18 protein-coding genes and 3 pseudogenes are annotated in these 22247 nt (G+C 46.6%); 12 read left to right on the top strand and 9 right to left on the bottom strand.

All coding sequences use genetic code 11. From position 1 onward, the window contains the following. Positions 1-19: 19 nt before the first annotated feature. Positions 20-2068, bottom strand: coding sequence for a winged helix-turn-helix domain-containing protein (locus AT705_RS20300; protein WP_058798198.1), 2049 nt, complete (start codon positions 2066-2068; stop codon positions 20-22). A 396-nt stretch (positions 2069-2464) separates the two neighbouring features. Between AT705_RS20300 and AT705_RS20295 the strand changes: the two genes are divergently transcribed. After that, positions 2465-5959, top strand: a complete 3495-nt coding sequence (locus AT705_RS20295) for a PKD domain-containing protein (RefSeq protein ID WP_058798197.1) — start codon at positions 2465-2467, stop codon at positions 5957-5959. Positions 5960-6009: 50 nt separating this feature from the next. On the opposite strand, the gene AT705_RS20290 is transcribed toward AT705_RS20295, so the two are convergent. Then, entirely contained in the window at positions 6010-7389 is a 1380-nt protein-coding gene (locus AT705_RS20290) for a pyridoxal phosphate-dependent decarboxylase family protein (protein WP_058798196.1), read from the bottom strand. Between the two features lie 86 nt (positions 7390-7475). Between AT705_RS20290 and AT705_RS20285 the strand changes: the two genes are divergently transcribed. Together AT705_RS20285 and AT705_RS20280 are read left to right on the top strand one after the other, a co-directional pair. Further along, the gene (locus AT705_RS20285; RefSeq protein WP_058798195.1) at positions 7476-8864 is read left to right on the top strand and encodes an aminotransferase-like domain-containing protein; all 1389 of its coding nucleotides are present in this window, start codon (positions 7476-7478) and stop codon (positions 8862-8864) included. 76 nt (positions 8865-8940) lie between these two features. Next, entirely contained in the window at positions 8941-9594 is a 654-nt protein-coding gene (locus tag AT705_RS20280) for a hypothetical protein (protein WP_058798194.1), read from the top strand. A 3-nt stretch (positions 9595-9597) separates the two neighbouring features. Here AT705_RS20280 and AT705_RS20275 read toward each other — a convergent pair whose 3' ends face one another. Next, a complete protein-coding gene (locus AT705_RS20275; protein ID WP_058798193.1) occupies positions 9598-10218 on the bottom strand; it encodes a LysE family translocator in 621 nt (206 codons plus the stop codon). A 348-nt stretch (positions 10219-10566) separates the two neighbouring features. Between AT705_RS20275 and parS the strand changes: the two genes are divergently transcribed. Together parS and AT705_RS20265 are read left to right on the top strand one after the other, a co-directional pair. Beyond that, complete coding sequence (gene parS, locus AT705_RS20270) at positions 10567-10992, top strand: type II RES/Xre toxin-antitoxin system antitoxin (RefSeq protein WP_058798192.1); 426 nt, start codon at positions 10567-10569, stop codon at positions 10990-10992. 19 nt (positions 10993-11011) lie between these two features. Then, on the top strand, positions 11012-11503 hold the full coding sequence (locus AT705_RS20265) for an RES family NAD+ phosphorylase (protein ID WP_058798191.1): 492 nt from the start codon (positions 11012-11014) through the stop codon (positions 11501-11503). 374 nt (positions 11504-11877) lie between these two features. Here AT705_RS20265 and AT705_RS20260 read toward each other — a convergent pair. The 5 genes and pseudogenes from AT705_RS20260 to AT705_RS20240 form a co-directional block, all read right to left on the bottom strand. Beyond that, positions 11878-12237 (bottom strand): annotated as a pseudogene (locus AT705_RS20260) (transposase); the annotation flags it as partial. Positions 12238-12566: 329 nt separating this feature from the next. After that, positions 12567-13538: a hypothetical protein gene (locus AT705_RS20255; protein ID WP_058798190.1), complete on the bottom strand. Its 972-nt coding sequence runs from the start codon at positions 13536-13538 to the stop codon at positions 12567-12569. Between the two features lie 91 nt (positions 13539-13629). Continuing rightward, positions 13630-13929, bottom strand: a pseudogene (locus AT705_RS25780) (transposase); the annotation flags it as partial. 91 nt (positions 13930-14020) lie between these two features. Next, a pseudogene (locus AT705_RS25775) lies at positions 14021-14320 on the bottom strand (transposase); the annotation flags it as partial. Positions 14321-14629: 309 nt separating this feature from the next. Further along, entirely contained in the window at positions 14630-15109 is a 480-nt protein-coding gene (locus tag AT705_RS20240) for a DUF1203 domain-containing protein (protein ID WP_058798188.1), read from the bottom strand. A 251-nt stretch (positions 15110-15360) separates the two neighbouring features. On the opposite strand from AT705_RS20240, the gene AT705_RS20235 reads away from it, so the two are divergent. The 6 genes from AT705_RS20235 to AT705_RS20210 all read left to right on the top strand — a co-directional run bounded on the left by AT705_RS20235 (position 15361) and on the right by AT705_RS20210 (position 21597). After that, positions 15361-15678 (top strand): hypothetical protein, encoded by a 318-nt coding sequence (locus tag AT705_RS20235; protein ID WP_058798187.1) that lies wholly within the window; start codon positions 15361-15363, stop codon positions 15676-15678. 57 nt (positions 15679-15735) lie between these two features. Beyond that, the gene (locus tag AT705_RS20230; RefSeq protein ID WP_058798186.1) at positions 15736-16446 is read left to right on the top strand and encodes a helix-turn-helix transcriptional regulator; all 711 of its coding nucleotides are present in this window, start codon (positions 15736-15738) and stop codon (positions 16444-16446) included. 259 nt (positions 16447-16705) lie between these two features. After that, positions 16706-19141, top strand: a complete 2436-nt coding sequence (locus AT705_RS20225) for a TonB-dependent receptor (RefSeq protein ID WP_058798185.1) — start codon at positions 16706-16708, stop codon at positions 19139-19141. A 157-nt stretch (positions 19142-19298) separates the two neighbouring features. Continuing rightward, entirely contained in the window at positions 19299-19916 is a 618-nt protein-coding gene (locus AT705_RS20220; protein WP_058798184.1) for a hypothetical protein, read from the top strand. A gap of 142 nt (positions 19917-20058) precedes the next feature. Continuing rightward, positions 20059-20796 (top strand): substrate-binding periplasmic protein, encoded by a 738-nt coding sequence (locus tag AT705_RS20215; RefSeq protein WP_058798183.1) that lies wholly within the window; start codon positions 20059-20061, stop codon positions 20794-20796. Positions 20797-20814: 18 nt separating this feature from the next. Then, complete coding sequence (locus AT705_RS20210) at positions 20815-21597, top strand: substrate-binding periplasmic protein (RefSeq protein WP_058798182.1); 783 nt, start codon at positions 20815-20817, stop codon at positions 21595-21597. A gap of 19 nt (positions 21598-21616) precedes the next feature. Here AT705_RS20210 and AT705_RS26025 read toward each other — a convergent pair whose 3' ends face one another. Further along, complete coding sequence (locus AT705_RS26025; RefSeq protein WP_208856793.1) at positions 21617-21952, bottom strand: GAF domain-containing protein; 336 nt, start codon at positions 21950-21952, stop codon at positions 21617-21619. Between the two features lie 49 nt (positions 21953-22001). Here AT705_RS26025 and AT705_RS20200 point away from each other — a divergent pair, with 49 nt between their 5' ends. Further along, positions 22002-22220, top strand: a complete 219-nt coding sequence (locus AT705_RS20200; RefSeq protein ID WP_237113865.1) for a response regulator — start codon at positions 22002-22004, stop codon at positions 22218-22220. Positions 22221-22247 lie beyond the last annotated feature (27 nt).

Below are 22247 nucleotides of genomic sequence, written 5' to 3'. Positions count from 1 at the left end.
CTGGCAACGCGCTTTGCTGTTAACGTGCTACCGTCTTGTAAACATCACTTCTGAAAGCCGCTTTACGACCATAGATCACTTGCCCGTCACGCACATCAAATCCCATATAGGAGCCGATGTCCTGGCGGGACAAAGGATGTAACCCTTCATCGCTCAGTTTATATCGGGTCAGCTCGTGCCACTCTTTGGTCATCAGATACACTATGCCATTTTCTATTTCCAGATTTGAGAAAGGCTCCAGCTCCCCTATTTTTTCTCCCTGCGCCTGATCAATGCCATTCAAAATACTGGCAAACGCAAAGCGATACAGGACATGTTCTATGTCTGTCACATACACATACTCGGGCGTTGCAGGATCCGTAAATGCCGATATCCAACCCTGTGGCAGCTGCGCAACTTGCTGCATCTGGCGATTGTAAATTTGCACGCGTTTTAGCTCATTTTGCTTCACAGACAGCGCAAACAAGCTATTACTCAGCCAACTTTGCTGATAAATATAGCCATCGAAAAATAAGGTATTACCTTGCTGTGCCTCATTGGTGGGGATCAGCCACATGGCGTGGTTATCGTGATTGATCAGCAAAAACTCATCATCAGGTGACAAAGCCATGTCCCTCAGACGCGCGTGATCGGGTAGTCTGGGGAGCGGTCTGGCCTGCTCCTGTGGCTTCTGATAATACACCTGTGAGCTGCCGGAACGGTCAGAAATAAAATACACACCTGTGTCGGTATGTGCTAAACGGGGCGAACGATCCAGCCCGTTACTGTTATCCAGTACAAAGCCTGTTTCCAGCCACTGGAGCTCAATGTCTTTATCGTAAGTTGTGAAGATGTAATCCTTACCATTGCTATGGCGAGCAATGTTGCAGCAGATTTTATCGCTGAGGCTACTGAGCAAAGTCGGCTGGCTAGCTGTGAAAGACTGATGATACATCTGAGTTCGCGGGCTAGACGAGGAGAATACAATCCCACTGTGGGTGTGGTCCCAAATCGCGCCGTGCATCAGGCCGGTTCGGGCAATCTGTAGGGCTTGCTCTGCCGATCCGGGATCATAAGTGATCACTCTGCTGTTTCCGTCATTGGTGTGTGCTGTCAGCAGCAGCTCACTTGTCTCCGGGTGAGCATCCAGGTAGGCCAGACGCCATGTCGATTCCAGCTCGGTTACCAACTTACTGATTTCACCAGAGAAATTAAAGGTATATAAATCGTTTTTATGCTCGAAACGGCGTTCATGAGCCAGTGAGTATATGCGGTCTTCGCCTGCAACATAAATGCTGTCATGGTAGATAAGGTCACAGTTATACAAGGCTTCTGAGGGGGGAGCGAGTTTCTGTGCTGCCAGGTCCAGCCTGGCTTTAAACCAACCACACTGCTGCTGATAGTAGCCTTTAAAAACCAAATACTCGCCCTGACTACCCAGCAATTGTTGTAAATGATAACCCGGGGCATCAACAGACCGCGGTAAAGCACGATTGTCACGTTCGTAATCGGCCACCCACAAACTGCGCCCTTGATCCGCAGTGACATTTAAAAAAGCTACATGAGACTGGGATGCCAGCACAATAGGAAACATCTTGCCGCCACTAACCCGGCTCAGCGCCTGACTCTCGCCATATTGTAATGACGGTGAACGACCATAAATCCAGGCAAGACTACTCAGCAATCCAGCCAGCACCAGTATGCCCCGCAACAAATAACGCGATAGAGCAGGCTTTTGCGCAACGGAGTGTACCGACGAAGCTGAAGTGTCCTCCACACCTGAATTGATGGGCGCAATAAAGCGATAACCTTGTTTAGGCACGGTTTGGATGTATCGAGGCGCCTTAGGGTCATCACAAAACACTTTTCTGAGATTGGCCACCAACTTGTTGATGGCATTATCCGTTACGATAGAGCCTTGCCAGATTGCGTTTTGCAATTCATCCCGTCCGATAATTCGATTGGGATTGTTGATAAAAAATGTCAGTAATGAGAGCAGCCTTGGATCCAGTGTAATGCGGTGCTCATCATTAATCAGCTCATTGGTGTGTTGGTAAAGGCGAAACTCGCCAATTTGTATAAAATCCATGGATTTCTCGTCAACCCTCTGCCATGTCACTACCCAGTAGGTAGCTCAAAGCTGGCAAATTTGGGCTCGTTATTATTCTTTTGCTATTACGTCTTTGCACTCGCCGACAGCGAGGGAAACCATGACGAAACACGTTAGGGTTTAGTCTATGATCATCTCATTGCTTTGCAACCCGCCAGTGAAAAATCATTGCAAAAACCCACCTCACCTGAACAAAATTCGGTCAAAGCTCAATTCCTATGAAGGAAATTGCATACAATAGCCTGTATCACTGGTATTACTGAGATTTCTGGCCATTTAAAGTTCACTTTTTCGACTTATAAACTATGCTTACCCTGCTCACTAAATAACCAAAGGAAAGGCGAGTTCATTTCGCTAAATAAAACAGGTGTGTTTATGAAAAGTCTCAAATTATTACTAATAGCCTCTGGCTTGACAGCCATATTGGCTGGGTGCGGTGGCTCATCAGATAGCGGCCCATCACCCAACCCTAACCCAGATCCTAACCCAGACCCTGGTGTACAAAACCAAGCGCCCTCGGTCAGTATTACTGGCGATAGCGAAGCACTTGAGCAAACGGCAGTATCGCTTAAAGCCAATGCGACAGACAGCGATGGCGAAATCGCCAGCTACAGCTGGAGTATCACATCAGGCCCGACAACGACATTAAACAACAGCACCACCAGCGATGTCAGCTTCACTACGCCCGAAGTAACCACAGATACCGCTATGACTATTGCGGTGACCGTAACAGATGACGATGGGGCAACTTCCACAGCCACGAAAAGTTTCACAGTAAAACGCTTGGTGAGATCAGTCACACTTAACGGTATAGTGACCGATGCACCGGTCGCAAATGCCTCTTTGATGGTCTACGTAGGCGATGAATCCTTCCCGGCGACCGCAGGTAACGATGGTACTTACACCATTCAGCTTGATGTTGATGATTCCGCCGTTAACCGACTCATCCGCATCCAGGCCAATGGTGGAACCAACCAGGAGAATGTCGAATTCTATTCGCAGCTGGAGAGTTTTGCAGCTGTCGCTACTCAGGCTGGTGATGATGGTATAGTCAATAGCAGCGAAAACTTTGGTGTGAACATCACCAATGTAACAACTGCGGAGTATGCATTGGTTACACGTTCAGTGGGCGGTGTACCGCAAACCACGGACGAGCTGAACAATGCCCTGGTCGGTGTTGATGCCAACGAAAAACTGACCTTATCAGCACTGATAAAACTGGTTGTCGATGGCAGCGGCGATACCAAATTCTCATTGCCCACGGGGGTAAACAATACCTTCGAACTGGTTTCAAACCAAGGTGCTATTGATGAGCTAACGAATACAATCAATGACTCCGATCCAACGTTAATTGAGACAACCAAAGAGTCGATCAAAAACGACGACAAACTTGTTGATAATGGTGAAGGCTCCATTGTTGGTTCCTACCTGATTGGTTCAACACGATACTTCCGCAGCCACTTTACAGAAATGACATTAAACGAGGACGGCACAGGTACGTTCACCGATCATACCAGCGGTGCCATCACCTGGACACAGGCGACTGACGGAGCAGTGAGTATTGTTTTTGGTGACGGTATTTTCTCCCCCAGGCACAGTTGTAAAAATACCGAAGGCATGAACTATACCTGCTACTCACGGTACAAAACTGCAACTTTTAGCATTTACGATGACAATGACTTTGCCAAAGCAATCAGCCTGACTGGCGTGCGAGATGAGATCAAAGCCGATGATGATACTGTTTTAAATGCGGATGTATCTGACACTGAAGACTTTACTATGGTTGTGCGTGGCAACACCATTACCCCCACAGCGGCGCAAATGCAAGGAGTGTGGCACTTTGACCAAATGTACTACCTGATGGCGGGTGAAACCGGCAACGAGTACTATCTACCGCAAACAGGCAAGATGATGTTCAACCAGGATGGCACCGGCAAATCTACCTTACCAGATGGCACCGAGCGTGATTTTAGCTGGCAAGTGAGTGCCAATAACCTGGTTGTGATGCTTGCCAAAACTGACACTATGGAAGCACAAACGCTCACTTACTGGTTGTTAAAATCACTGCAAAATGGCTTCCAATTCTGGGCCATCACTGATGATGCTGTGGCCACTGAACCAGACAAAATGGCGTCAATGACGCACCGCCACCGCACAGGCATCATAATGCCTGAGCAAAGTGTCACCCTGAACAATGCGATGGCACAAGGGCGCTTTGTGCCTTACTATGGCGAAAACCTGCCGCAAAACTATTTCTTTGACAACTATGTCAATGGTGTCAGCTATTTACAGCTGAACAAGTACACTCAGGTTTGGGAAATTGATGGTCGCTCCTTGTCGCTCAATACCTACTATGACAGCATGAATCAGCGGAATGTCCATCAGTGCCCTGAAGGCGCAACGCCCGAGAGCTGCTCAGTCGTTGGCAGTAATCACTATGAGGTTATCTCTATGGATAACAGCAGCTGGTATGTACGCCATAGCTTTACTAATTCATTTGATCCGGGCCCGGGTTCCAGTTACATGCTCAAGTACGTGAAAACTGGTACGACCTTTACCCAATTTGATTATATGTGGATGGATAACCGTATTTTCCACATCCTGAACGGCGGTTTTCAGGCTGAGATAAAATACTACTTCCTGAATTACAGCGACGAAGACACCTTTACCCGGGTAATCCGCGACAGTAACTTTAGCGAAATAGGCACTTACTCTGTTAAATCAGGCAAGCTACATTCTGATGAGTCTGGATCGGTCACTGTGAGTGACCTGAAAGGCTTTGATCGCGACTATATTAAGGTCTGTAATTACCCATTAGATACCAACTGCGAGCAAGGTGAGGAAATGACCTACTACCTTAATGGTCAGGCAGCGAGTAAGGCCAATATGATAACCCACCCTGTGCCAGTTTACTCAACCGACCCACTTAACGGCGCCTGGTATGACCCCAACGAGCCCGACTTTGTGGTCGTGATCCGCGACGGTAAATGGGTCCATATGGAACTTAAATCAGATGATACACCTGATGCGATGGCAGGTCTGGAAGTCGGTTATGCCAGCTGGAATGACAGCACTGGCGAATTTATGGTCGATATGATTTTTGACGCTAATGGCTCGTATGGATTTGATTCTGAGCTCAAACACACCATGATGATCGATGGTAACAGTCTGACAGTTGATGTTGAGGGTGAGCCCCCGTTCACCTTCACCCGACTGGCCGACGCAAATAACCCCTTGGTGGGTGCTTATGTGGAGTATCCGCTCGATCAGGGTCGGATCTGGGTAACGGCATTTATGCCCGATAATAAGTTTTTTGAGGCTGACTATGAGAGCGCCGATTCAGCCATGGCTGGAATCAACTATGGTAGCTTTAGCTATGATGCCAGCACGGGCCAAACTGAGTTAACGTTTGAACTGAATCAGCTCGCAGACAGTGACACGCGATTCGCCATGTTCCTGAACGGCGATGTGATCCAGTGGAAAGATGGCAATGACTTGGGCATAGTACAGCGTGTTAAACCTATGTCTGGTCAACCTATGTTCGATAGCCACACTCTGATGTATGAACGCTATGCGCTTATCAATGGCGATCAGACTATGTATGTGGAGTTCCATAGCGGGAACTTAGCCGAGATGGTCACAGAGGGTAAAACACGTGCCTTTACCTGGTCTGTGAATCAAGGGCAACTGATGCTGATGGCAAACACCCCAGCTTCCGGACTCAGTGCTGAAGGTTATGTCATTTCGCCAAGCTCAATGCTCGATGATGGCTGGAAAGTGTCTGTGCTGAAAATGATGGAACCGGACCCAGCCACTGAAAACGACCCAACCAGCTCATATATGCGATTTGATGCAGATATGCGCCGCTAAGTAGACTCCATGTGCGATCCCTTCACATCTGAAGGGATCGCCATTTCCCTTTACTTTGCTAACCTGGATAGTTCAGCAATGGCTAACTCGACATCTCGTTGTTCAGTACGCCAGTTACTAAATGCACACCGTATCACAGGGCTTCCCTGCCATCTGCCAGGCGTCATAAACACCTGACCAGCTTCGTTTAACTGTGCTAACAGAGCCTCCGTATCATGAGCATTTGCTGCGCTGGCCGAGAACACAACCACATTCAGCTCACAGGCTTTCACCAGTTCATATGCTGGTGAGGCGTCAATCCAGTTAGCCAAAGTCGCAGCCTGTGCCACATTACGTTGGATCTGCACCTTGATACCTTGTTTGCCATAAGCGAGCAAAGTAGCCCAGACAGGCAACGCTCTGAAGCGTCTTGAGTTTTCAATCCCCAAAGACATAAAAGGAAACGCCTCTTCACTGTTTGCCAGATAAGGTGCATCCACATTGCAAGTTGCAAACAAAGTATGCGGATGGCGAGTCAAAAATACGCCGCAATCATAGGGCACATTTAACCATTTATGGCAGTCCAGTGTTATGCTGTCTGCCAGTTCAATCCCCTGTGTTTTGCCATTTGGGCCCGTAAGTAGTCGCTCGAAAATACCAAATGCACCATCCACATGTAACCAGGCCTTATGTCGGCGACATAGCTGCGCTACCTGAGTAAGATCGTCATAATCTGTTCCTGTCACCGTTGCAGCACTGGCAATCACGATTTTTCCCGGACTATCACACTCACTCAGCTTGCGGGCCAGGTCGTGTATGTCCATGGCTTCGGTGCCGGGTTCTCGGGCAATCTGGACCCAGGTTTCCTGGCCCAGCCCAGCCAGCCCAAGCGCTTTAACCATACTGGCATGCGGCGTCGCGGCTAATACAGTACAGTCCAGATCTTTGCTTCCGACTTTCGCAACGTCTATTCCTTGTCTCAGTCCGGCTTCCTGTCTGGCAGTCATTGCGCCCAACACATTCGCGGCTGTCGCACCTGTGGTCATCACCCCCTCAAACATCGCAGGAAGCTCAAATAGTTCAGTTAACCACTTGATAGTCTGACGTTCTACCTGGCTTGCAACCGAATCTCCACCTTTCGATACATTTTGGTTATACAAGGTGACCAGCCAGTCAGCATAAGTCGCAACAGGATTGGCACCCCCAGTGACAAAGCCCCAGTAACGCCCGCCGTTACTGGCTGAAAGCTGTGGTGCGATTTCATCGTTAAAAATCTGGCTGAATGCCTCGAATCCCGCAGGCTGTTCGCCGAGCGTTCGTGCTTCCAGACAAACGTTCGGATTACTTACCCTGCGGGTATCAAGCGAGTCCCTAAACTCATTGCATGCTTGCTCCAGCGCAGCAAGCAACTGCGTATAGGTTGGTAACGGCTGAGAAAATAATGAATGCATGATGGCTCCTTTTAACTTTACGCTCTCACTGTAACGTGATAGAAAAAAGGTAACAGATACAAAAAATATGATTTTTTAGATAACAGATGAGCAAGCAGGCAAAATACAAAGTGTTAGCAGCGCAGTTTATCTGCGCCATGGACGACGGGGAATATCCACAAGATCAGCCATTGCCTTCATTACGTCAGCTCAGTGCCCTGCATCAGGTCAGTATGACCACGGCACTGGCGTGTTATAGGTATCTTGAGTCTCTCGGCTACATTCGCGCAGATCCCAAACGCGGCTTTTTTCCCTGCTCAGAACATACGCCAGTACCACTCACTGAACACGCACAATTTGATGCCCAAATCAGTGCGTTACCTAAAACCCCACCACGACGACTCAGGTCGGGGTTTGCCACCGCACAACTCGACACCAGCCTGATAGATACGCAACAACTGCGTTCCTCACTGAACCGGACGATGCGAGGCAACCTCAGCATGTTTAATTATGGCGACCCACTCGGTGAGCCAACATTGAGACGCGCACTGTCAGAGCACCTCCAAATGCAAGGCTTTATGTTGCAGGAACAGGCGTTGATCATCACACAGGGCTGTCTGGATGCGGTCAAAACAGCGCTGGAGATCACGACCAAAGAACAGGATGTGATAGCAGTACCCTCACCATGCTACACGGGCTTGCTGGATACACTGAGCGTAATGGGCAGGCAAGTGCTGGAAGTCCCAAGTAACCAGGATGGCATAGATCTGGTCCAGTTAGAAAACGCCATGGCCGGACAAAAAATTGCGGCCTGTCTGATCAGCGCTAACTTTCAAAACCCAACTGGCCACAGCCTCAGCACACAGCAAAAACAGTCTCTCGCATGGATGGCAAAGCAATACCAAATCCCGGTGATCGAAGACGATGTCTATCGGGAACTCAGCCACACAGGCACAACGCCGCTGCCTGTAAAGCATTTTGATGAAGACGGCTGGATAATTTGGTGCAGCAGTATTTCCAAAACACTGGCGCCGGGGTTCAGGCTTGGCTGGTGTGCACCCGGACGTTTTCACCAAACCTATAGCGACCTGATCCGGGTTCGCTCTTTGGGGTGTAATCGACCGCTCCAGCTGGCACTGGCAGATTATATCAGCGCGGGGCATTACGCCCGCTATCTGAAAAAACTCAACCAGTCGCTTGCCTTACAATGCAACCGATACATCCAGATTTTGATACAATTGCTGCCAGCGAACATCAAACTTAACCGTCCGCAGGGTGGGCTGGTATTGTGGTTTGAGTTGCCGCAGGTCGATACTCAGCAACTTCAGGCACAACTGCGTGATGAACAGATTTATATCCTCTGTGGCGATGCGTTTTCGACAACTGACCTCTACCATAACTATGTTCGGCTTAACTTTGGTCAATGCCTGAGCTCAGAAATTGAATCACAGCTTGTTTGTTTTGCTCAGCTCGCCATCCAGAATAGGTGTCAATAATCAGTCAAAGATGAAACTAAAACTGGTACAAAACCTGCTTAATTTTTAAACTACGAATTATGCGGTGATTACTATCATGGATCTGACACAGGATGAGCTGGACTATATTCACCTGGTGGTGGAAACATCTCAGCTAGATTTATTTCAGGCACACGCCAATTTGTGTAATGAGTTGAAGGCTTTTACCAGTGACTTGCTTGAGGAACTCGCCCAGCATGAGGCCAGTTACGCCCAAACTGAGCGTCTGCTCGATTCACATTTGCAAACAGCCAATATCGTTGACTTTCCAACTCAACCAATGAGCCCTGCGTTTAGTCAAAATAACAGTCAGTGGCATCCGGATCACCAAACGCTGCTATCCATTATTGACGACCTGCCGCATATCGTCGAAGGGCATGGCATGCCGCGCAGTTGGCGATTTACACCCTATCCGTCTGTACGGTTATTGCTGAACTTTCCCCGGGCATCTTTTCATGTCGATTCTTTGTCACTCACTGGTGCCCGCATCTGTACTTTCCCGCTCAACGCATCGCAGTATGAAGAGATGTTTACTGTGCGCGGCGCAAGTCTGGTGCTACCAAACGGACAATGTATCCATGTGGATATCGCATCAGTCGCCAGCCGGGGGTCACATCGACTGGCGTTGAAATTCGATCATTACACCGTGGTAAGTCCAACACTAAAAGTCTTTGTGGTCAGCAATTATGTCCGGTTGCATGGCTGGCACTAAGCGCTAGATGGTTTGATAAACAACCCGGGCAGCCAATAGCAGAAAAGCGCAGCCTAGTAGCTTATCAATGATGGCTTGTTTTGCAGTTAAGTCGAATCGCTCCCTGGCAGAGGCTGTGACGACAGACACAAAGAAATACCACAGCGCGTCAATCACCAACACAGTCATACACATAATCACTGCGATCTTAAGAGTGAGCGCTTCGGGATCGATAAATTGTGAAAACAACGCGAGGAAAAAAATTGCCAGTTTAGGATTTAAAAAGGCAATGGCAAAACCATCTTTTGCCGCTGCAACATAGCTCTTCGCATCATGCTCTTTAGCAACCTTAATGCCACTGCTTTTACTCGTGAGTATTTTGTAACCCATATAGGCAAGATAGGCAGCACCAGCATATACCAGACCTTGATAGACCAGAGGAAACTGCTCAATCAAACTCGCCAATCCCAGTAAAGATAAGCTGGCGTAAATCCCCACCCCCAAGCCATGAGACAAACTCGCAACAATCCCATGCTGAGCACTGTGATAAAGGCTGTAACGCAACACAACGGCCAAACTTGGCCCCGGAGACATAGCCCCCACACAACATATAAACGCCAAACTCAACCAAGCCGTTAATTCCATCACATTATCCCGTACATCAAAAAGCGCATAGTCTAACCGAGCTCATAGTCTGGGCCAATGTTTTAATCATTCTTATAGTCGCAACAACCTGCACCACTGATTATATTTATTAGGGACAAACTCAAAAAACTGGGAATGACCTAGTGCATAAACACCTTCTTAATTCACGCACATTACAAATGCACCAAATTACTCAGTCAAATGTATCACAATATACATATGTACATTGTGATACATCAGTATGTGTACTAGTATACATATTATCCGGTCTAGCCTGGCGCATCAGTTTGGGACTAGACATTTTTTTCGACAGCTCATTAGCTGTCTTACCTTGTTAGGAGAACAACTATGGCTGAACTTCGTGAGAGGCCAAACCAACCTATTTGGAGGGCTGTTGGCTTTGAAAAATCAACAATTTTCGAAGAAGTAACGAATGGCTTTGAAGTTGGAATTTATCAAAGGGTATTGAACCGGCTCAACATAACTCAAGCCGAATTCATAAGGGGGACTGATATACACAGAAGTACACTCACTAAGAAACTCAAGTCACACACACGTTTCAGTAAGGAGGAGTCAGACAAAATCTATCGATATGTCCAGATCATAAAACTTGCTGATGAATACTTCGCAGACGAAGAAAAAGCTAAAGCCTGGCTAAATAGGCCGACATTTGCTCTTGAGGGCAAAAAACCAATCGAGTTAATTCAAACCACTGCAGGATTTGAAGAGGTGCGATTACTAATTGAACGGCTCCATGAAGGAGTGTATTTATGACAGATATTAGGAGATCACAGTGGATAATCATGAATATCGTGTTTACCGCATTGTTAAAGCGACAAGGCGGCCCTTCGATCCGACGGGCACCGCCAAATTAGGGGGGCGCTGGAACTCAAAAGGGGTAGAAGCAATTTACTGCTCCGAATGTGTATCGGGCTGCCTACTAGAGTTACTCGTTCATTTAACAAGTATCGACTTGTTACCAAGTGACCTTGAGCTTTGGGAGATAACCGTGCCCAAACAACTCGTTTCTGTGCTCAACACTGAGTCACTCCCAGAGACATGGCAAAAGGAGAAAAAAGACTATTCAGTAACCCAAGCACTGGGAGACCAGTTGCTGAATAACAAAGAAAACCTAGCGATATTGGTACCTAGTGCAGTCGTACCACAAGACATGAACATAGTATTAAACCCGGCGCATTCGCTGTTCACAGAAATCACTGGTGCAGCAAAGAGAATAGACATAGCTGTAGACGAAAGGCTGTTGCCCACACTAAATCAAACTTAATTTCGCCACAATTGTGTATTAAGTGCTCTAACACGCCAGAAAGTGCCCACTTTAGTCGGTTACTCTGGTGCCCTAAACATTTTACATAGCTAGGGCAGGTTTAATAAAGAAATGCGAGACTATCAAATGTTGCACTTCCTTTAAGCTCTGAGCAGAGGCTGTTCTGTGACACCCACCGGTAAAATCACAGACCAATTGTGTTCAGGTTTAATAAAGAAATGCGAGACTATCAAATGTTGCACTTCCTTTAAGCTCTGAGCAGTGAAAGTCGTAAGTTTAAGCACGAAACCCTACAAAATAGTCAAGCTCAGATAATACGAGAACGTACCCAATCCTGAGTTTGGATAAGTCGAAATGGTATTTAATGAAAGGTGTTAACCCAGCAATCGCTCGCACTGAGTTATATTAGCTCGTCGCCTTTTGTGAAGGTGCTCACAGTAATTTGTCATCGCTTGTTTTCGCCCGACTGCACCATGAAATAACTTTGTAAATTGCTTAGTCAGTTTGAGCCAGTTATCCGGCTCTATTTGCAATCGTGTCAGCAATGACTGATTATCGCTGGTGTAACCTCGCTTGTCTGCACGCATGCACCGGCCTGTTAGCTCAACCAGCTGTATGTAATAGGTCAGTTCAAAGGGCAGCCCCTTAGGCATTTGTTTTCTTGGATTACCTGCAAAGCGCAGCAACCCCTTAGGTTGCTTACCTTGCTGTGCATACTCAATACGCTTTTTAAAAAGGCTGTTCTGTGACACCCACCGGTAAAATCACAGACCAATTGTGGGGCAGGTTTAATGAAGAAATGCGAGACATCAAATGTTGCACTTCCTTCAAGCTCTGAGCAGAAAGGCTGTTCTGTGACACCCACCGGTAAAATCACAGACCAATTGTGTTCAGGTTTAATAAAGAAATGCGAGACTATCAAATGTTGCACTTCCTTTAAGCTCTGAGCAGTGAAAGTCGTAAGTTTAAGCACGAAACCCTACAAAATAGTCAAGCTCAGATAATACGAGAACATACCCAATCCTGAGTTTGGATAAGTCGAAATGGTATTTAATGAAAGGTGTTAACCCAGCAATCGCTCGCACTGAGTTATATTAGCTCGTCGCCTTTTGTGAAGGTGCTCACAGTAATTTGTCATCGCTTGTTTTCGCCCGACTGCACCATGAAATAACTTTGTAAATTGCTTAGTCAGTTTGAGCCAGTTATCCGGCTCTATTTGCAATCGTGTCAGCAATGACTGATTATCGCTGGTGTAACCTCGCTTGTCTGCACGCATGCACCGGCCTGTTAGCTCAACCAGCTGTATGTAATAGGTCAGTTCAAAGGGCAGCCCCTTAGGCATTTGTTTTCTTGGATTACCTGCAAAGCGCAGCAACCCCTTAGGTTGCTTACCTTGCTGTGCATACTCAATACGCTTTTTAATGCTGGTGTAGTCTGACGTTTCCGGTGTCTCTGCCATTTTGGCTCTGATTGGGTTCAGGTCAACATAAGCCAGGCACGCTGCCAGTGCAGCTTCATCCAGTAAAGCCTGTGACTTAAATCGCCCCTCCCAAAACCGGCCCGTACAAGCATCTTCCTTATTGGCCTTGCGGGCAATATCTTCATTCAAAACCCGCATGAACCAACTGATGCTCGCAAGGCGTATTCTTAATTCACTGATGTCTCCATCAAGCATATTGCGCTCTGACTCGCTCAACTCATCACCATTGATGAATTTGTGCGTCAACCAGTTGCCCTTAAACAACTTATGCCAGCGAAGAACGATTGCTTTATCTGCTAACCTTTGTGCTTTCTTATCATCTACATACAACACAATATGCGTATGATTGCTCATAACCGCGTAGCCACACACATCAATGCAAAACACCTTCGCAAGGGTCAGCAGTTTTTCCTCAACCCAATCTCTACGATGTTCAAAAGACTTGCCCGTTACGCGGTCTACGCCGCACAGAAATGCCCGGCGAACACACCGGGATATACAGTGGTAATACTTTGTATCTGATAAGCTAACCTGTCTCTTCCTTGCGGTTGGCATAATCCGTCACCCTCAATCCATTGAGTTTGAACTAAAGGTAGACGGTGTAACATACATACGCCAGTTTCTTGTGGATGTCCTTGCAACTCCGCTTAAACAACTTATGCCAGCGAAGAACGATTGCTTTATCTGCTAACCTTTGTGCTTTCTTATCATCTACATACAACACAATATGCGTATGATTGCTCATAACCGCGTAGCCACACACATCAATGCAAAACACCTTCGCAAGGGTCAGCAGTTTTTCCTCAACCCAATCTCTACGATGTTCAAAAGACTTGCCCGTTACGCGGTCTACGCCGCACAGAAATGCCCGGCGAACACACCGGGATATACAGTGGTAATACTTTGTATCTGATAAGCTAACCTGTCTCTTCCTTGCGGTTGGCATAATCCGTCACCCTCAATCCATTGAGTTTGAACTAAAGGTAGACGGTGTAACATACATACGCCAGTTTCTTGTGGATGTCCTTGCAACTCCGCTTAAACAACTTATGCCAGCGAAGAACGATTGCTTTATCTGCTAACCTTTGTGCTTTCTTATCATCTACATACAACACAATATGCGTATGATTGCTCATAACCGCGTAGCCACACACATCAATGCAAAACACCTTCGCAAGGGTCAGCAGTTTTTCCTCAACCCAATCTCTACGATGTTCAAAAGACTTGCCCGTTACGCGGTCTACGCCGCACAGAAATGCCCGGCGAACACACCGGGATATACAGTGGTAATACTTTGTATCTGATAAGCTAACCTGTCTCTTCCTTGCGGTTGGCATAATCCGTCACCCTCAATCCATTGAGTTTGAACTAAAGGTAGACGGTGTAACATACATACGCCAGTTTCTTGTGGATGTCCTTGCAACTTGTGGCTTCTGGTGAATGTCCTTGCAACTTTTCACTCTTGCAACTTTCTGGTGGATGTCCTTGCAACTCCGCACGCTTGATACATCGGATTGGGAGGCCTCAATTATGAGGGGATCCCTCAGCGCTTTGATAATTTACAAATTTTTCTGGGCTTGGCTGTTCGAGCGAAGCGCAATGCATAAAGCGACACAGTAAACTTTTCCGATTAATCAAATTATTAGCTATGCCGCACGTTCAACTCTGAAACTGTAACAACCATAAGCAGCATACCTTGCAATTACAAAGCTTACCTTTTCATTGGTTAAAAACACTTCAAGGTCTGACTCTGCTTGTTCTGGTGATGTCAATTTCGCGTCTAATATACGCTCGTTTTCACAGTATGCTTTTAATACAAATGTGTGACCTAAATAATCGGTTACTGATCCATTTGGCAATGGCAGTTTGTTAACATCAAATTCCTGACTCTTCGAGTTAGCCAACACAAAAATGGGACCATACTCTTTATACGGGCCTGTTTTAGTGAAAGGGCAATAACTGGCTAATATTAGTTCTTCACCAGCCTTTGCACCACGAAGCACATCTCGACATGGTTCACCACCTTTAGCTTCCAATACTTCTACAGGTTGGTTTTGATCGTCTATACCTACATTTCTAACTTTATCTAAGAAATCCGCTCTCACAGGTACTATTTTATATTTCATTTGACTCCCTCAATAGCTAACAGATTATTGGTAAGCCATTGCAAGATTCGCTACCTTGCAAGGTGACAAGTGACCTATGTATAGACAAACCAATAAAGCTCCTTAAATTATTTCAAATCATACACTAATAAAAATAATGTTACATCTCAACAGATTGATAGCAAATGTAGTTAGTCTAAAAAGAACCTACTGACACTCCCTGACAAAACTGCGTGTTTTACTGTCACCAACTTAAACAAGGAGACAAAAACATGAGTACAAATATCGTAGAAATCGCTACCTTCAAATTAGCTAACGGCGTCACCGAAGCAGATTTTCTGATTCAAAATGAACACTTTATGGCTTACATTAAAACACAACCGGGACTGCTGTACCGCTCTGTGTCAAAGCATGCTGAAACCGGTGTTTACACTGACATTGTATACTGGAATACGCTAGAAGATGCCAAGCGCGTACAGGAAGCATTTGAGCATGAGAAAGTGTGTCAGCAGTTTGCGGCAGTGATTGACAAAGAGAGCCTGTCACTCACCCTGACAGAGGTGGTTGCGCAAACCCCTTGCAGTGAGTAACCTGACTCAGCCTACCAATGCCGGGATAAATTCCCGGCTTTTCCACGGAGTAACATAGTGCATAAATCTGAGCGATTATTTCAGCTGGTTAACCTGCTTAAAGGACGGCGCCTGGCCATCACAGCTAAGCAACTTGCCGAGCGGCTGAATGTGTCTGAGCGCACTATTTACCGCGACATTCAGCACCTTCAAAGCTCTGGCGTGCCTATCGAAGGCGAAGCTGGCATTGGTTACCTGATAGCCCAGTGTGACTTGCCACCCATGATGTTTACCGTTGCGGAGTTACAGTCTTTATTGTTAGGCACCCGTATGGCCAGTGCCTGGACTGATCCTGTCTTGTCGGAACATGCCAGCAGTGCAATGGCTAAAATTGAAGCGGCGCTTCCTGACCACCTAAAACAACAACTGGACGACTTTCCCTATGTTGCCGCCAGTTTTGGCCACACCGAAGATCATCAGAGGTTCAGTAGTACATTACGTGAAGCTGTGATTCAGAAACGCCAGGTCAGATTACACTATAAAGATGCCAAAGAGGCATATAGCGAACGCGACATAGAGCCACTCGGGCTGGTCTACTGGGGTGGTAAATGGACCATTATCGGTCATTGCCTTCTACGCAACGATTACCGTGAGTTTCGACTCGATCGGGTCTGTGACATCTCCCTGTTAACGCACCCGTTTGAACTCACTAAAGAAAAGAACCTGCAGCACTATATCGCTCTGGTTAAGGCCAAATATGCTGATGACCCGGATCAGACGGACCTCTAATCCCAGATGCCCATCCAATCCAGTTTAAGTAGCAAACGAGTGTAAATACTCATCTGATCTGTGTGCTTTTTTTACTCGATTGTTTTTATTTAATAAATTATCAATAATTCATTCTCAGCCAGTCAACCAGATCAAATAATTCGCCACACAAGCAACATTTATTAAACGCAAATGAGAGTTGTTATCATTTAAAATCGCTGTTAGTATGCGCTCCCTCTGCAGTCCCGAAGCCGGGTTCCTTAGTTGTATGGAGTGTAAAATGCAATTCTCTCGCTCAAAGAATTCACCAAATCTATTGGCCAATGCCGTTAAAGTCGCCCTGTTAGGTGCCGCGGTTAACAGCACAATCGTTGTTGCTCAAAACGATGACGAAAACATCGAAAAAATTAGTGTGTACGGCAAACACAACAAACTAATTCTAGAATCAGGCACAGCCACCAAATCTAACATGGCGTTAATGCAAACGCCGGCGGCCATTGTGGTTGTTGATAAAGAGTTGCTCAAAGCACAAAATGCAACGACTTTGCAAGAAGCACTACGCAACGTCAGTGGTCTGGGACAGGCAGGCAACAACTACGGCATTGGTGATAATCTAACTGTCCGTGGTCTGGGTGTGAATTACACTTATGATGGCATGTACGGCGGTGCTGATTTGGGTAACAGCTTTAACCCAACCCGCTCAATGACCAATGTTGAAAGTATTGAAGTATTAAAGGGCCCGGCAACCGGCTTATATGGCATCGGTGCAGCCGGTGGTGTAATCAACTTAGTTGAGAAAAAGCCACAACAACAAGACGCGTTAGAGATCAGCGCTAAAGCTGGCAGCTGGAACAGCTATGGTATTGGTTTTGATGCAACTGGTGGCCTGAATGATCAATGGGCGTACCGCCTTGTCACTAATCATGAGCGCAGCGACGGCTATCGCGACCTGCAATCAGACAGAGACGAAATTTATGCCAGCCTGAGCTTCGACGTAAATGACAGTCATAAACTCCTGCTTTCAACCGCTTATATTGATGATGCTTTGCAAATTGATTCGATTGGTGACCCCGTTCGCATCATGAACTGGGACAGCACCTCTGGTACACCGGGTATGATCAGTGCAGCAGACTTACCAAACGATGCCCAAATGGACGAAGAAGGCAAAAAATACTTAGGTGTTCAACTGACTGCACAGCAACGCGAACAGCTTGCAACTTCAATCCTGGCTACCGATGGCCTAAGACCTTACGATTTGGGCGATGGTAACTTGATCTCTCCACTTTCTAAACCTAACGAAGGTGAAGAGCTGAGAGTCAAGCTTCGTCACGACTGGCATATCAATAACGATTCAACCCTGACACAACAAGTTTTATGGCGCAGCTATGATTCAGAGTTTGCCCGTCAGACAGGCGCATATAACTATGTTTACTGGGATCGCCGTGGTGTTATTAACGCCGACCCTCGCGCACCTTTAGTCGTTGATGGCGAGCTACACCCCTTCGCCGCGCGCCGTCAGGAATATCGCCGTCAGGTTGCTGAGGAGCAAACCTGGCAATACTTTGCCGACCTGCAACTGGGCTGGAGCCTGGGTGGCATCATGGGTGAACACCTAGTCAGCGTTAACTATGAAAACCGTGAAATGGCACTAAAGAGCTGGTCGGTTTATGATGCCGACAGCGCCAAAGGCGACAATGCAATCCCGTATATTTTGGATATTCGCAACCCGAACTGGGCAACCGGCGATATCATGGATTATGACCCGTCATTGCGCAGCAACTATGATAAGTCTTTGGATGCTTATGGGATCAGCTTCCAGGAAGTCTTGTATCTGACGGAGCAATTAACTGTACGTGCAGGCCTTGCCTACTCTGCCATTGAGCAGGCGTATCAGCATAAGGGCAGCGACCGTGCGCCAGAAGCCAGTAAAGAGCTGGACTCAGATGACTCAGGCATGACTTATAACTTTGGCGTTAACTACCAGGTGCACCCTCAACTATCAGCATTTGTAAATGTTGCTAAAGGTCGCACAGCCTACAGTATTCTTGGCGCTTTGTCTGATGAAACTGCTTCACCAAATCGCCCGGATTCTGAGTCGGAATCACTGGACTTAGGTATCCGTTTCACCGCGCTGGACGAAGACTTACTGGGTTCAATTGTGTGGTTTGAAACCAGTCGTACTAACCTGCGTTACACCAACCCGTTATATAACGATGATCCGAAAGATCCTGAGTATAACGTCAGTGTCGCACAATACTTCTATGACGATGAAGATGAGTCAGAAGGCGTAGAAATCGATCTAAACCTGGCGCTGGCAGAGTCGGTTGACTTAAACCTGAATGCTACCTGGCAGGATGCAATCGAGATCCGTGCGCAAGAGCGCTCTGAGCAGAAAAAAGGTGTACCTGAGAAAATGGCCAGTGCGTGGGTAAACTACCAACTACCTGCAACTGTGATTAATAACCTGACTGTCAGCCTGGGTGTCAACTATGTGGATGAGCGTACTGTAAACTCAGCATCGTTCGGTCTGCCTACCGCTATCATTGACAGCTATACACGCTGGGATGCTGCGGCACGCTATCAGGGTGACAAATATCAGATCCAGCTGAATATTGAGAACCTGACAGACGAGCGCTATTACAGCAAAGCCCTGTTCCTGGGCGGCTTACCGGGTAACGAACGTAACGTTAAGTTATCTGTCAACTACCAGTTCTAATACGCCGGGCCATGTGCCCGATACACAGTAAGATCACAAAGCGAAATGGGCCTGCTCATTTCGCTTTTTTAGTTTCAACTTTGATAATCCCGCCAGAAAAACAAATTTAGGTACAGTCTTTGCTTTGTTATTCTCACCATTGCAAAGGAATAACTGAATGAAGATTAACCCTCAAACTGCCTTCTCCGCCAATCAGTACACATCACAGCATGAGGCACAATTAAACAAACAGGCGCACTTCACACTGCAACTGAACAGCGCTCTGAATGCAACCTGGCGAACACAGCCGGACAACGATATTGCGGCTTCCGTTGGGGTTGATTATGAAAGTATTTCTGAGCAGGCAAGAAATTACTATCAGGTTGCCAAAGACAATGCCTACAAACGCGTTGATTTAAGCCAGCCAGAAAAGCAGCAGCAAATCCAGTTCTATCAGGAAACCATGAACGAAATCATGGCGATGCCAATCGAGGTCACAGTCGAACCCCACGAAGTCAACGAAGCCTTGCTGTTCAATAACCTCGGCATTGACTTTATGGCCTACAAAGAGCTCACTGTTAGAATTGAGATGCTTGACCTGACAGAGCAAGAAATACACGATGATAAAACGCTTCCGGGCTATGAAAAAGACAAGTTAAAAGACAAAATCGATGAACTCAAAGCCAGACTGGAAGCGGCTATCGACAACCTGCTTGGTGACAGTCAGGACAAGCCATTAGAAGCCGACCCAAGTGGAAGCGCCAGTGATGTGTTTTCATTATATCAACCAACTTAAATCATGCGTGGCATTGCAGTCAATTTGTACAACACAAGGCCAACAAGCCATGCAATTGTGCTCAACGTACTATACTGAAATTATGTAATTTTGCAGATCTCTGCTGAAATTCAGCACCAGCCTGACAATGAGGTGAGTTGCAATGCATCAGTTAGTACTTTTACTGGCTCTATTTCCACTGCTAAGCTTCAGCGCAACCTATGATACGCCCGATCTGGACTGGGTAACTGAAGATTACCCACCTTTTAATTATCATATCAATGGGGAAATAGAAGGATTATCAATCCGCATTCTGGATGGCATTTACCGGGAACTAGGCTGGACTCTGGACAAAAAAGACATCGTGCTGGTGCCCTGGCCCAGAGCCTATCGCATGACCATGATCTCACCTAAAACCTGTATTTTTTCTATTACTTACACTCAGGAGCGGGCCAAACTATTCCAGTTTATCGGTCCATCGATTGACAATCAGGTGGCCATGATTGGTCACAGAGAAAACGAATACGAGGTGTCAAACCTCTCAGATCTAAAAAACTATAAAATTGGCGTTGTTAAAAACGACATTGGCCACCAGCTACTGCGCCAGTCTGGTGTCAATAACGATAATCTTGTTTTTCTGGCCTCAGGATTTGAACTGGTGCAAATGCTCAAACTTAAACGAATTGACTTAATTGCTTATGGCGATATTATCGCCCGCTTTCAGTTTAAACGGGCTGGTATTGATCCGTCACACTACAGAGTCGTCCTCCCATTAGCTCGTTCCTACCTGGGGTTTGCCTGTAACAAGCAAGTAAATGCTCAGTGGGTTCACAGTATGAATCAGGCACTGCGACGTTTACGTCGAGATGCACCGTCACTGTTTTTGCCACAATCATATTAGCGCTTTTCAGAGGAGCCAATGACACGCTTTAAATCAATACTGATTACGTCTTTTATGATCACCCAATTTGGGTTATCAATGAGTAGTACCGCCAGGACATTACAACCTGAACGTGACATTCACCCGATACCCATCACTGTCTGCTTTGAACGCTGGCGCCCCTTTAGTTTTATCGATCAAAATGGTGTTGCCCGTGGTATGGAAGTTGACCTGCTCAAAGCTGCGGCTAAATCCATAAATCGTAGCGTCGAATTCACTGAGCTTCCATTCAAACGCTGTATCGCCAATGTTAAATTTGGCAGTACAGACTTTTCGCTGCATGTGGACAAAACAGATGGACTGGAAACATTTTCAGACTCTGCAACATCATGGCAACTGAGTCTGGCTGTATCCGCTGACAGATTGAAAAATCCAAATGATTTCAATCGTATTGATACACCCAGGATCATGCTGGCAACAGAATACCCTTATCCCAAAGCTGTATATCGAAAATTAGAAGCACTCAATGCCCGGTTAGTCAGGCGTTCTTACTATGAAGAAAACGACGAGCATGCAAAAACCTTTTTTGGCATACTGGCAACAGCGCGCGTCGACGCCATATTGGTCGATAAGCAATGGGCGCAGCATATGATTAAGAAGTTTAACTTACCTGTACTGATACTGGCGCAGGACTTTCACTCAGAACCCCAGTACATAGGTTATCGACATAGTAATGCTCGTCTTGCCAGTCAGCTTGAGGCAGCCATGGCAGCACTGCCCGATCCCCTGATCCAATCTATTAAGAGTCAATATCAATATTAACAGCACATCCTTTTATGCGCTATTCGTGGCTTAATTTGATCAGTCGCTCTACCACATCAGCAGCAACCTGAGCCAAAATTGAGGCATCGAACTCGTTAAGTTCCCGAGGCTCAAAATCTATCAGGCACAAAGTTCCTACCTGACAGACATTGGGATGCTTGAGTGGACAACCCACATAAAAGCGGATACTCAGCTCTCCTGTTACCAGGGGGTTATCAAAAGCAAGTTTCTCTCTCAGAACTATTGTCCTTGCTGACTGAAAAGCGAGTCCCTCGCAGTGCAGTGGCAGCTCAGACAAAATCAGGGAAGTCCGCTTTGGACGCGCATGAGCCCGCGCCATCAGTCTTGATGCCATTAAGCTTCTGAGGAAAAAGAAATTTGATATGGTGTTTATGGACCTGTTTATGCCTGAACTGAACGGCTACAACACCACCAAAAACATACGCACTTTTAAGCATTGCAAAAAACTACCGACTATTGCTTTGTCTACCAACCGCAACAAAGAGCTCATTCGTAAATGGGCAAGTCTGGGTTTAACGGGATATATCACCAAACCCTCAACCAAGTTGGCCACTCTTAAAGCCATCGATAAAGTTCAGAGCAGTAACAACCCTGTCCACTGAAATAACAAATAAACAACAATGCCTCCG

Source organism: Pseudoalteromonas rubra (assembly GCF_001482385.1).
Classification (GTDB): domain Bacteria; phylum Pseudomonadota; class Gammaproteobacteria; order Enterobacterales; family Alteromonadaceae; genus Pseudoalteromonas; species Pseudoalteromonas ardens.
The sequence above is the reverse complement of the archived record's forward strand: the minus strand, read 5'-3'. Positions and strand labels throughout refer to the sequence as shown.